Source organism: Actinomadura sp. 9N407 (assembly GCF_044326315.1).
Classification (GTDB): Bacteria; Actinomycetota; Actinomycetes; order Streptosporangiales; family Streptosporangiaceae; genus Spirillospora.
Window position 1 is genome coordinate 1 of record NZ_JBIRAW010000039.1, and the last position, 12,203, is coordinate 12,203.

Genomic DNA, 12,203 nt, shown 5'->3' on the forward strand with positions numbered 1-12,203 from the left:
GGGTGTGCGCGTTTCTGAGTGGTTCCGTGAGGCTAACACGCCACGAGTCAACGTGGTCGCGAGGCCGTCAGCCGAGCGGGACGAGGAGGATCTTGTCGTCGCCCTGGTCGGTGCCTCGGCCGTCCCTGTTGCTGGTGGTGACCCAGAGGGAGCGGCCGTCGGGGGCGCGGACGACGGCGCGGAGCCGGCCGTAGCGGCCCTCGAAGTGGGCGACGGGACGGCCCGTCTCGCCCTTGGCGTCCAGGGGGACCTGCCAGAGGCGCTCGCCGCGCAGTCCGGCCGCCCAGAGCGAGCCGGCCGCGTAGCCGAGGCCGGACGGTGACGCCTCGGCGGTCGTCCAGGTGAGCAGGGGGTCGGTGTAGCGTCCCTTGCCGCCGACGCCCTCGACCTCCGGCCAGCCGTAGTTGGCGCCCTTCTCGATGCGGTTGATCTCGTCGTAGGTGTTCTGGCCGAACTCGGTGGCGTACATCCGCTTGGCGTCGTCCCAGGCCAGTCCCTGGACGTTGCGGTGGCCGTAGGTCCAGACCCGGGAGTCGTACGGGTTGCCGGGCGCGGCCTTGCCGTCCGGGGTGACGCGCAGGATCTTGCCGCCGGGCGAGTCGCGGTCCTGGGCCAGTTCGGTCCGGCCCACCTCGCCGGTGGCGACGTACAGCATCCGGTCGGGACCGAAGGCGATCCGGCCGCCGTTGTGGTTGCCGGCCTTGGGGATGCCCGTGATGACCGGCTGCAGCGCGCCGACGCCGCCGTCGTTGCGGAACCGCACGACCCGGTTGTCCTCGGCGGCGGTGAAGTACAGGAAGACGAGGCGGTCCTGCTGGTACGAGGGCGAGACCGCCACGCCCATCAGTCCGCCCTCGCCGCCGGGCTCGACGCCCGGGACCTTGCCCATCTCGCTGACCTTGCCCTGCGGGGTGACCTGGAGCAGGCGGGCGCTGTCACGTTCGGTGACGAGTGCATTGCCGTCAGGGAGGAAAGCTATGGCCCACGGGACTTCGAGACCGCCGGCCAGTTCCCGCGGCTCGCCGGGGCCGCCCTTGCCCGCCGAGGCCGTGGCGGGGATCGGGGGCGGGGTGCTCGCCGTGCCCTCGCCGCCCCCCTCACCTGATCCACCGGACGAGCAGGCGCTCGCCAGCAGGGCCGTGGCCATCGCACCCGCGGTGACCGAACGCCTTATGGGGTAGCGCCTGAACGCGTGCTTGTCGATTGAGTGCCGCCTGAGTGAGTGCCGCCTGAACGAGTGCTGTCTCATGAACGCCCCTCCGTCACTAGTAGTACTACGGACGCGGGCGCGAGACCGTTCCGGTGACTCCGGCAAGCCGGGATGATCGTGGACGACACGCCGGTCGGCGCCGATGTTCGTCGCCGGGAGGACGCCCAGCCTCAATCGCTCCGTGACCTACGGAACGTACTGTGGGCAGCACGGTGACCCCGCACTGCAGCAACGTCGCTGACCTACAGTCGGCGCAGCCGATGCGCTCGCCGCGACCCGGCGCCGACCCCGCGCGTGGGCACGTTCCATCCCGCGCCGGACGTTGACGAGGCATCGGCGCGAGCGACCGGCACGAGCACGCTGGAACACGATCACGCTCGAACACGATCATGCTTGACCGAGAATCTCCCCGGGCGCGACGCGGCGCGGCTTTCGCGGTGGCGGGCGCCCGGGCGGGCAGGAAGGGAACACGGCGCGATGAGCGGCGACAGGACCAGGTGGTCGCCGCGGCGAGTACCGCCGCGGGCGATACCGGTCGGCATGGTCGCGGTCGCCGGCGTGCTCTACGCCATCGGCTCGCTGCTGGGCTGGGGCGGTACCGACCTGGTCTCCTGGGCCGAGGCGGCCGCCGCCGCGGTCGCCGCCGGACTGCTGCTGCCGGCCTCGCGCCGGCCCGCCGACGCCCCGGCCAGGGGCTGGGCGGGCGGGGGAGAGGCGGCGACGATCCGGCGGTCGTCGTGGCGCTGGTTCGGGATCGCGGCCGCGTCCTGGTTCGTGGCCGCGGTCGGCAGCGCCCTGTCCTCGACGGTGTCCAGCCGCAGCGCGCTGGTGCTGTCGGTACCCGATCTGTTCTACCTGGTCGCGGTGTTCGCGCTGGTGGCGGGACTGATCGTGCCCATCCGGCCGGCCCGGGACGCGCGGACTTGGGTCCGGTACGCGGCCGACACCTACGTCTGCGCCGCCGCGCTGTTCGTGCTGGGCTGGGTGGCGCGGTTCAGCACGCTCTACCACCGGTCCGGTGAGACGCCGTCGGAGTTCCTGCTGGAACTGCTGTACCCGCTGATCGACGTCGTGCTGGTCTGGGCGGCACTGCCGTTCGTGCTGGGCGCGTCCCGGGCCTACCGGCGCCCGGCCCTGATGGGGTACGGGGTGCTGCTGGCGTTCGCCGGCGCCGACATCATGACCACGATCGTCCGGCTGGGCGGCGGCGCGCCCGCAGACGACCCGGCCGACCTGCTGCGGCTGGGCGGGCTGCTGCTGCTGATCCTCATCCCGCTGGCCTTCGCCCCGCCCCGCGAGTCCGACGACGACGCACCGGAGGCCCGTCCCGGGGCCCGTGCCGAAGGCGGGGCGGACGACGAGCGCGGGCGCATGATCGGGCCGGGGATCGCCCCGGCCGCGGTGGCCGCCGCGGCGGCGATCTTCGTCGCCGGGCACGCCCTGACCGAGTCGGACGGGCTCGAGCCGGTCGTGGCCCTGGTCGCCGGGACGGCCACGCTCGTCGTGCTGGCCCGGCTGGCGGGGCTGCTGCGCGAGAACGAGTCGCTGCGCCGCGCGGTCGGCAACGGCGAGGAGCACTTCCGGGCCCTGTCGGAGAACATCAACGACGCGGTGGTGATCTGCGACCTGAAGGCGATCGTCCAGTACGCCAGCGCGGGCGCCCTGAAGATGTACCGGTACGGGCCCGGGGAGCTGCTGGGACGCTCGATGCACGAGTTCGTGCACCCCGAGGACCTGCCGCGCGTCCGAGCCGCCTTCGGCGAGTTCCTGGCCGGGGAGGACGGCTGGGACGCCCGCTCCCGCTCCGGCAAGGACAGGGACGGGGACAGGGAGCGGGACCCGAACTGGGATCCGGAACTGGACGAGGTACCGGAGGAGCTCGAGGACGATCCGCTGGAGGCCGAGTACGGCGACGGCACGCTGCGGCTGGCCTGCCGGGTCCGGGCCTCGGACGGGACCTGGCTGCCCACCGAGTCGACGATCACCCGCTACAGCGGCACGGGCGACACGTCCGGCCGGCTGCTGGTCACCACCCGCGACCTGAGCGAGCAGGCCGCGCTGCAGCGCCAGGTCACGCATCTGACCTTCCACGACGGGCTGACCGGGCTGCCCAACCGGGCGTACTTCGAGGAGCGCACCCGCGAGCTGCTGCCCCGGCAGGGGTACGGCGGCAAGGTCGTGGTCGTCTTCGTCGATCTGGACGGCTTCACCGCGGTGAACGACTCGGCCGGGCACGCGGCCGGAGACCAGGTGCTGGCGCAGGCCGCCCGGCGGCTGCGCGGCACCGTCCAGGCCGACGACACCGTGGCCCGCTGGGGCGGCGACGAGTTCGCCGTGCTGGTGCAGCTGCCGCCGGACGCGGGCGAGACCGGCGCGGCGGTCGAGCTGGCCGAGCGGATGCTGCGGGTCCTGACGCTGGAGCCGTACCGGGTCGGCGGCCAGGGCATCGCGCTGACCGCCAGCATCGGGATCGCGTTCGCCGGCGACGGCGAGGAACCGGAGAGCGGCGGGGCGAACGGCGGCCTGGCGAACGGCGGCCGGAGGCCCGGCCCGGACTCGGACCGCAGGCTGCGGCGCAGCGCCGCCGACCTGATCCGCAACGGCGATCTCGCGATGGCACGCGCCAAGGAGCTGGGCGGCGGCCGGGTCGAGGTGTTCGCCCCGCACATGCACGCCGATGTCGTACGGCGGCTGGAGCTCGGCGGCGACCTGCGCCGGGCGCTGGCCGAGGAGCAGTTCGCGGTCGAGTTCCAGCCGGTGGTCGACCTGGCGACCTCGCGGGTGACCGGCGTGGAGGCGCTGCTGCGCTGGTGGCGGGGGAGCGAGTCGATCCCGCCCGAGGAGTTCATCGGCCCGGCCGAGGAGTCGGGGCTGATGGTCCCGCTGGGCGACTGGGTGCTGCGCGAGGCGTGCCGCGAGGTGGCGCGCTGGCGCGGCGACTCCTGGGACGTGGGGCTGTCGGTCAACTTCACCGCGCGGCAGATCGCGGCGCCGCGGTTCGTGGAGTCGGTCGCGGCGGCGCTCGCCGAGACCGGGCTGCCGCCGTCCGCGCTGACCCTGGAGGTCAAGGAGGAGGTCCTGGTCGAGGACGCAGGACAGGGCGTGGCGCGGCTCTCGGAGCTGCGCGACCTCGGCGTCCGGCTGGCCATCGACGACTTCGGCACCGGGTACGCCTCGCTGGCCTACCTCGGCCAGCTGCCGGTGGACATCATCAAGATCGACCCGTCCTTCGTGGCCGGGCTGGGCTCGGACGAGACGCGCACCCTGCTGACCCGGACGATCGTGCGGCTCGGCAGCGATCTCGGGCTGGCCGTGGTGGCCGAGGGCATCGAGCGTCCCGAGCAGCTGGAGCTGCTGCGCGAGATGGGCTGCCCGCGGGGGCAGGGCTACCTGGTGGCCAGGCCGATGGGCGCGGGCCGGGCGGAGGCGCTGGTCCGGACGAACCTGGCCGCCCAGCGGCTGCCCGGGGAGATCGTCCTGCCGCTGGAGGACCCGCCCCTGCCGTCTCACATGGTGGGATGAATCGTCCACGGATTTGACCGGGGGCCGGAAGTCGGCGACAGTGAACCCGTGCAGATTAGTTCCATCATCCTCGTAGTACTTGGTCGGCGCGCAGGCTGACCGAGTTTCTCGTCCTGCGCGCGCCCCTCGACCGCCATCCGGCGGCGGGGGTTTTTTGTTGGCCGAGTGACCTGAGAACGGGTACCCGCGTTCCCCGGCCGCCCCGGCGTCAAGAACAGAGATCCACCAGCGAGCACAGGCTTCTCCCAGCGAGCACAGTCCTCTCCCAAGGAAGCACCGTCTTCTCCCAAGGAACCAGAACATGACGACCGAACAGATGACGGGAGCCCAGGCGCTGGTCCGCGCCCTGGAGAACGTCGGCGTCGACACCGTGTTCGGCATTCCGGGGGGCGCGATCCTCCCGGCTTACGATCCGATCTTCGACTCCAAGAAGCTGCGCCACATCCTGGTGCGGCACGAGCAGGGCGCCGGCCACGCCGCCCAGGGCTACGCGATGGTGACCGGCAAGGTCGGCGTCTGCATGGCCACCAGCGGGCCGGGCGCCACCAACCTGGTCACCCCCATCTCCGACGCGTACATGGACTCGGTCCCGATCGTGGCGATCACCGGCCAGGTGGCCAGCAAGTCGATCGGCACGGACGCCTTCCAGGAGGCGGACATCGCGGGGATCACCATGCCGATCACCAAGCACAACTTCCTGGTGACCAAGGCCGAGGACATCGGCCGGACGATCGCCGAGGCGTTCCACATCGCCTCCACCGGCAGGCCTGGACCGGTCCTGGTGGACATCGCGAAGGACGCGCTGCAGGCGACGTTCGCCTTCGAGTGGCCGGTCGCCATGCAGCTGCCCGGCTACCGCCCGGTCACCCGGCCGCACTCCAAGCAGGTGCGCGAGGCGGCCCGGCTGATCGTGGAGGCCAAGCGGCCGGTGCTGTACGTCGGCGGCGGCGTCATCAAGGCGGGCGCGTCGGCCGAGCTGAAGGTGCTGACCGAGCTGACCGGGGCACCGGTGGTCACGACGCTGATGGCCAAGGGCGCGCTGCCCGACAGCCACCCCCAGCACATGGGCATGCCCGGCATGCACGGCAGCGTCGGCGCGGTCGGCGCCCTGCAGAAGGCCGACCTGCTGGTCACCCTGGGCGCCCGCTTCGACGACCGGGTCACCGGCAAGCTGGACGGCTTCGCCCCGCACGCCAAGGTCGTGCACGCCGACATCGACCCGGCCGAGATCTCCAAGAACCGGCACGCCGACGTCCCGATCGTCGGCGACGCCCGCGAGGTGATCGCCGACCTGATCGTCGCCGTCCAGGCCGAGCACGAGGCGGGCCGCAAGAACGCCTACGAGGACTGGTGGCGGCAGCTGAACGCCTGGCGCGACACCTACCCGCTCGGGTACGACACGCCGGACGACGGCTCGCTGTCGCCGCAGTTCGTGATCCAGCGGATCGGCGAGCTCGTCGGGCCCGAGGCCTACTACGTGGCGGGCGTCGGCCAGCACCAGATGTGGACCGCGCAGTTCATCAAGTACGAACGGCCCGGCGCGTTCCTCAACTCCGGCGGCGCGGGCACGATGGGCTACGCCGTCCCGGCCGCGATGGGCGCCAAGGTCGGCGCGCCCGACACCCAGGTCTGGGCGATCGACGGCGACGGCTGCTTCCAGATGACCAACCAGGAGCTGGCCACCTGCGCGATCGAGGGCATCCCGGTCAAGATCGCCGTGATCAACAACGGCAACCTCGGCATGGTCCGGCAGTGGCAGACGCTGTTCTACAACCAGCGCTACTCCAACACCGACCTGCAGGACAAGACCGGTCCCGCGCGGAGGGTCCCCGACTTCGTCAAGCTGGCCGAGGCGTACGGTTGCGTCGGGCTGCGGTGCGAACGGGCCGAGGACGTCGACGCGACCATCGCCAAGGCGATGGAGATCAACGACGCCCCGGTGGTCATCGACTTCGTCGTCCACCAGGACGCGATGGTCTGGCCGATGGTCGCCGCCGGTACCGGCAACGACGACATCAAGATCGCCCGGGACATGGCCCCCGACTGGGAGAACGGAGACTGACCGCGATGAGCCTGCACACTCTCTCGGTGCTGGTGGAGAACAAGCCGGGCATACTCGCCCGGGTCGCGGCGCTGTTCTCGCGCCGCGGGTTCAACATCGAGTCACTGGCCGTCGGCGTGACCGAACACCCCGACATCTCCCGCATGACGATCGTGGTGAACGTGGCGGAACTGCCGCTGGAGCAGGTCACCAAGCAGCTCAACAAGCTGGTGAACGTGCTCAAGATCGTCGAGCTGGACCAGCCCGCCTCGGTCCAGCGCGAGCTCGTGCTGATCAAGGTGCGGGCCGACGCCGAGACCCGGTCCCAGGTGCTGGAGACCGTCCAGCTGTTCCGGGCCAAGGTCGTCGACGTCGCGCCGGACGCGGTCACGATCGAGGCCACCGGCAACCGCGACAAGCTGGACGCGCTGATCCGGGTGCTGGAGCCGTTCGGCATCAAGGAGCTCGTCCACTCGGGCATGGTGGCCATCGGGCGCGGCGCCCGTTCCATCACCGACCGCTCGCTGCGCTCCATCGAGCGCAGCGCGTGATCCCGCCGGACCAGAACCGTTGGACCCGTACCTCTACCGCCAACACCGATACCGCTAACACTGAAAGGCAGCAGCACAGTGGCTGAGATGTTCTACGACAACGACGCGGACCTGAGCGTCATCCAGGGCCGGCACGTCGCCGTCATCGGGTACGGCAGCCAGGGGCACGCGCACGCGCTCTCCCTGCGCGACTCCGGAGTGGACGTCCGGGTCGGCCTGCCCGAGGGCTCCAAGTCGCGGGCCAAGGCCGAGGCGGAGGGGCTGCGGGTGCTCACCCCGGCCGAGGCCGCCGAGGAGGCCGACCTGATCATGATCCTGGCGCCGGACCACCTGCAGCGCGGGATCTACGAGAACGACATCAAGCCCGCCCTGGTCGAGGGCGACGCGCTGTTCTTCGGGCACGGCCTCAACATCCGCTTCGGCCTGATCGAGCCGCCGGCGGGCGTCGACGTCTGCATGGTCGCGCCGAAGGGCCCGGGCCACCTGGTCCGCCGCCAGTTCACCGCCGGCCGCGGCGTGCCGGTGATCGTGGCCGTGGAGAAGGACCCGACCGGGAACGCCTGGCCGCTGACGCTGTCGTACGCCAAGGCCATCGGCGGCCTGCGCGCCGGCGGTATCAAGACCACCTTCACCGAGGAGACCGAGACCGACCTGTTCGGCGAGCAGGTCGTGCTCTGCGGCGGCCTCTCCGAGCTGATCAAGGCCGGCTTCGAGGTGCTGATCGAGGACGGCTACCAGCCCGAGGTCGCCTACTTCGAGTGCCTGCACGAGGTGAAGCTGATCGTCGACCTGATGTACGAGGGCGGCCTGTCCAAGATGTACTGGTCGGTGTCCGACACCGCCGAGTACGGCGGCTACAGCCGCGGCGGCCGGGTCATCAACGCCGACACCAAGGCCGAGATGAAGAAGATCCTCGCCGAGATCAAGTCCGGCGAGTTCGCCAAGGAGCTGGTGGCCGAGTTCGAGGGCGGCCAGACCCAGTTCGCCAAGTACCGCGAGGAACTGGCCGCTCACCCGATCGAGCAGACCGGCGGCAAGCTCCGCCCGATGATGAGCTGGCTGAACGACTGAGCCCGTAGGCGCTCACAGAAGCACAGAGACCCCAGGGTCACAGGGTCACAGAGGCACAGAGGCCGTCCGCTCGGTGAGCGGGCGGCCTCAGCCGTTGCCGAACAGGCGGCGGAGCCGGGACCGCAGCGTCGCGGGACGCACCGTGCTCTCCACCAGTACCGCGAGGTGGCCGTCGTTGGTGAAGTGGGCGGTCGCCTCGCCGGCGGCGCCGAGCGTGTGCCGCTGCGGCGCCGTCTTCAGCTTGGGGCCGCGCACGCCGCCGAGCCGTGCCTCGCGGCTGAGGCCCAGCGCCGTCACCGCCACGTGCACGTCCCAGTGGCCGGGCCCTGGCGGGAACACCCCGGCCTCGAAGCCGTCGCCCTCCAGCGGTCCGGCGGTGAAGCGGTGCTCCTCGCCGGTGCGGCGCTCGCGCAGGATGATCTCGACGTGGGTCCGCCTGGCCTGGATCCGCTCGATCGCGGCCCGGCCGCGGATCCGGAGCCGCCCGGACTGCTACCTGCGCGGCGTCCAGCCGGTGCTCCACCCCGACCTCGGCGGTGATGTCGGCGTCCTGGCGGGGGACGCCGCGCAGGTAGGAGTACATGGCGTACACCCGGCCCCCGACGACCACCGCGCCCACCGTACGGCCGTCCACCTCGTCGCGGATCATCCGCTCCAGCTCGTCGCTCAGCCCGTACCTGATGCAGAACGCGCGCAGCCGGTACGCGGCGGGCAGCGCCGCTCGGGCGGCGTCGCTGAGCCCTTCGTCGCCGAGGACGCGGCGGGTGCCCTCCAGCAGCCGGTCGCGCTGCGGGCGGTCCAGGTCCAGGAAGCGATGGTCGTACACACGCAGGACGTCCTGCAGGACACTGATCGTGCCGTCCGATGTCACTGGCTCTCCCGTGATGCGGTCAAACATCGTCACGGTAAGGCCATCGAAGATCACCCATCGTGACCGACACTCAGCGTGTTCGCCACTCTCGCGTGCCGGCGTCCTCGCCCGCGCCGCACGGGCCGCCGTACGGGCCGCCGCACGGGCCGCCGCACGGGCCGCGGCGATGTCTGGTCACCGGCACGCCGGGAAGGCCGTGCTGGTAGCGTTCCGGCACGTGACGAAGGCGCTGGCGGCAGGGCGGGCCGTGGTTCGGGCTTCGGATCCGACGACGGCGCGCGCGGCCTCCTCCGGCGGCGAGCCACCGGAGTCCCGGCCGTCGCGATCGCGACGGGACGGGCTGGTCCTGGCCGGGCTCGTCGCGCTGGCGGCCGCGCTGTACGCGGCGTTCTCGCTGCTGCGGTTCCGGGCGTTCCAGGCCGGGACCTACGACCTGGTGATCTTCGATCAGGCGATCCGCTCGTACAGCGGCTTCGGTGCTCCGGTCGCGATGGTCAAGGGCGTCCACAACGGGTTCGGGCCGGACTTCTCCATCCTCGGCGACCACTTCTCGCCGCTGCTCGCGCTGCTGGCCCCGCTGTACTGGATCCACGACGGCCCCGCGACGCTGCTCGTCGCGCAGGCGGTGCTGTTCGCGCTGGCGATCGTGCCCATCTGGCGGTACGCGCGGCGCCGCCTGGGCCGGGCCTCGGCGTACCTGGTGGCCGGCGCCTACGCGCTGTCGTGGCCGATCGCCGAGGCGGTGGCGTTCGACTTTCACGAGGTGGCGTTCGTCCCGTTCCTGACGGCCCTGCTGATCGAACGGTACGACGCCGGCCGGCGCGGGCAGGCCGCCCTCGCCGCGACCGCGCTGCTGCTGGTCAAGGAGGACGCCGGGCTGCTGCTGGCCGGGCTCGGATTCGTCCTGCTCACCCGGCGGGGCGAGCGGATCGTCGGCGGGGCGTGCGTCGCGGCCGGGATCGCCGCCACCTGGATCTCCTCCCGCGTCATGATCGCGGCGTTCGGCGGCGACAACGCCTACTACTGGGCATACGGCTCGCTGGGCGAGGACATGCCGTCCGCCGCGCTGCACATCCTCACCCATCCGTGGGCCGTGCCGGCCGCGCTGGGCTCGCCCTCGGTGAAGTTGGTCACGGTCGCGCTGCTCGTGCTGCCGCTGCTGCTCCTCCCGCTCCGCTCACCGCTCTCGCTGGCGGTGCTGCCGATGCTGGCCGAGCGGATGCTGGCCGACCAGTTCCCCAACTGGTGGGAGCCGAAGTACCACTACAACGCGTTCCTGATCGCGATCCTGGTCATGGCCGCCGTGGACGGGGCGTACCGGCTCCGGCGCTCGCGCCTTCTCCGCCGCGCTGGAACGGCGCTCGGCCGGGCGGCGGCGGGCCGTCTCGGGGCGGAGTTGCCGGCCGCGGCGCTGTTCACGGCCGCCGTGGCGGCGCTGCCGTTCTTCGCGTTCGGCGATCTGGCCGATCCGGGCCTTTACCGGCTGGACGAGCGGGCCCGGGCCGCCGCGGCGGCGGTCTCGGTGGTACCGGACGGCGCGCTCGTCGAGACCGTCAACAACCTCGGTCCCGCCCTTTCCGGGCGGACGAAAGTGCTGCTCTGGGACCGCGAGCCCCGCCGGGCTCCCTGGGTGGTCGCCGATACCGCGCGGTTCTCCTTTCCCTTCCGTTCGCTGGCGGAGCAGCGCGAACGGGTCGGCGAGCTGATCGACGGCGGTTACCGCCCGGTGTTCCGCCGAACCGGGTACGTCGTTCTCACCCGCGATTGATCGCCCCGGCTTTCGGCCGACGGTGACCCATATGGATCACTGGTGTCAGAAAGCCGGTGAAGACCATCCCGTGGAGAATTGGCCTACACTTTTTCCCTTCTTTGACCGATACTTGTAGTGAGTCGCAGCGGGCGCGGGCAACCCCAGCGCACCAGCGCAAACACTCACCGTGCCCGCGACGGTGGTGGGGCGGGATCATGAATTTTCTTCAACATGGGACCAGGGCCCGCGGCGCGGAATCCATTTTCCGTTCACGCGGTTCGCTGGCAAGTAATGACCCGATCGGCGCAGCGGGCCGCGGGGTGATGCGTGGCGAGGAGTCGTGAGGTGGCGGCGGCAGAGCGGGCCGTCCAGCGTTGGGAGACCTGCGGGCAGGCGTGGATCGCGGTCCTGCGGCACGTCTGGACGTCCGGCGTGGCGGGCATGGAGGAGTACGGACCGATCATCGAGGGGCCGCCGGCCCTGTTCGAGATCGCCTCGCTGAGCTGGGAGGACCCCCTCCTGCGTAAGCACGGCGACCGCGGCCGGCTGGTCCGCAGGGCACAGGAGCGCACCCGCGGCGGCCCCCCGTTCGAGCACGGGTCGGCTGAGCACGGGTCCGCTGAGCACGGGTCCCGGCTGCGCGACCAGAACGGCGTGGACCAGCTCCGCTGGGTCACCAACCTGCTGCGCGCCCGGCCGTGGACCACCAGCGCCTGGATCTCCCTGACGGTGCCCGGCGAGCCCGCCGACAGCGTCCCGCACCTGGCCGCGCTGTCGTTCCGGATCCGCGGCTACCGGCTGATCATGACGGCGATGTTCCGCTCGCAGGACGTCTTCCACGGCTACCTGTCGTACATCCCGCTGCGCGGCGTCCAGCTCGAGGTGGCCGACGAGCTCGGGCTCCCGCCCGGCCCGCTGCGGATCCTCATCGACGTCCCGCACATCGCGGTGTCGGACGCCGAACGCGTCGCCGGCGTCCTCACCGCGATCCCGGAACCCAACGCCGCCTAGCCCCGCCCACCGCGCGCCGGTGGGCGGGGCGGCGTCGGCGCTGTTCGGGGGCGTGCCACCATGGCAGGAAGGGGCGCCCCCGGCGGGGGATAGACTCGGGAACGAGGCGAGGGCACACCGTGGTGACTCGCGACTTCTCCCGCACTTCACTGCACATCCACGTTCCGAAGGACCGT

The 12,203-nt window shown here is 71.7% G+C and carries 9 protein-coding genes; 7 read left to right on the forward strand and 2 right to left on the reverse strand.

The window, feature by feature from the left end:
- Positions 1-67: 67 nt before the first annotated feature.
- Positions 68-1,147: a PQQ-dependent sugar dehydrogenase gene (locus ACH34Q_RS40065; RefSeq protein WP_395988424.1), complete on the reverse strand. Its 1,080-nt coding sequence runs from the start codon at positions 1,145-1,147 to the stop codon at positions 68-70.
- A gap of 540 nt (positions 1,148-1,687) precedes the next feature.
- On the opposite strand from ACH34Q_RS40065, the gene ACH34Q_RS40070 reads away from it, so the two are divergent.
- From ACH34Q_RS40070 to ilvC, 4 genes are all read left to right on the forward strand, one after another.
- Entirely contained in the window at positions 1,688-4,732 is a 3,045-nt protein-coding gene (locus ACH34Q_RS40070; protein WP_395988425.1) for a putative bifunctional diguanylate cyclase/phosphodiesterase, read from the forward strand.
- A gap of 301 nt (positions 4,733-5,033) precedes the next feature.
- Positions 5,034-6,794, forward strand: coding sequence for an acetolactate synthase large subunit (locus ACH34Q_RS40075; RefSeq protein WP_395988426.1), 1,761 nt, complete (start codon positions 5,034-5,036; stop codon positions 6,792-6,794).
- Positions 6,795-6,799: 5 nt separating this feature from the next.
- Positions 6,800-7,324 (forward strand): acetolactate synthase small subunit, encoded by a 525-nt coding sequence (ilvN, locus tag ACH34Q_RS40080; protein ID WP_395988427.1) that lies wholly within the window; start codon positions 6,800-6,802, stop codon positions 7,322-7,324.
- Between the two features lie 87 nt (positions 7,325-7,411).
- Positions 7,412-8,395 carry a ketol-acid reductoisomerase gene (ilvC, locus tag ACH34Q_RS40085; RefSeq protein ID WP_395988428.1) on the forward strand — a complete coding sequence of 328 codons (984 nt, stop codon included), beginning with the start codon at positions 7,412-7,414 and terminating at the stop codon, positions 8,393-8,395.
- Positions 8,396-8,482: 87 nt separating this feature from the next.
- Here ilvC and ACH34Q_RS40090 read toward each other — a convergent pair whose 3' ends face one another.
- Positions 8,483-8,734 carry a hypothetical protein gene (locus ACH34Q_RS40090; RefSeq protein ID WP_395988429.1) on the reverse strand — a complete coding sequence of 84 codons (252 nt, stop codon included), beginning with the start codon at positions 8,732-8,734 and terminating at the stop codon, positions 8,483-8,485.
- 76 nt (positions 8,735-8,810) lie between these two features.
- Between ACH34Q_RS40090 and ACH34Q_RS40095 the strand changes: the two genes are divergently transcribed.
- The 3 genes from ACH34Q_RS40095 to ACH34Q_RS40105 all read left to right on the forward strand — a co-directional run bounded on the left by ACH34Q_RS40095 (position 8,811) and on the right by ACH34Q_RS40105 (position 12,027).
- On the forward strand, positions 8,811-9,329 hold the full coding sequence (locus tag ACH34Q_RS40095) for a hypothetical protein (protein WP_395988430.1): 519 nt from the start codon (positions 8,811-8,813) through the stop codon (positions 9,327-9,329).
- Between the two features lie 154 nt (positions 9,330-9,483).
- Positions 9,484-11,034, forward strand: coding sequence for a DUF2079 domain-containing protein (locus ACH34Q_RS40100; RefSeq protein WP_395988431.1), 1,551 nt, complete (start codon positions 9,484-9,486; stop codon positions 11,032-11,034).
- A gap of 327 nt (positions 11,035-11,361) precedes the next feature.
- Entirely contained in the window at positions 11,362-12,027 is a 666-nt protein-coding gene (locus ACH34Q_RS40105; protein ID WP_395988432.1) for a hypothetical protein, read from the forward strand.
- The last annotated feature ends 176 nt before the right edge of the window (positions 12,028-12,203 follow it).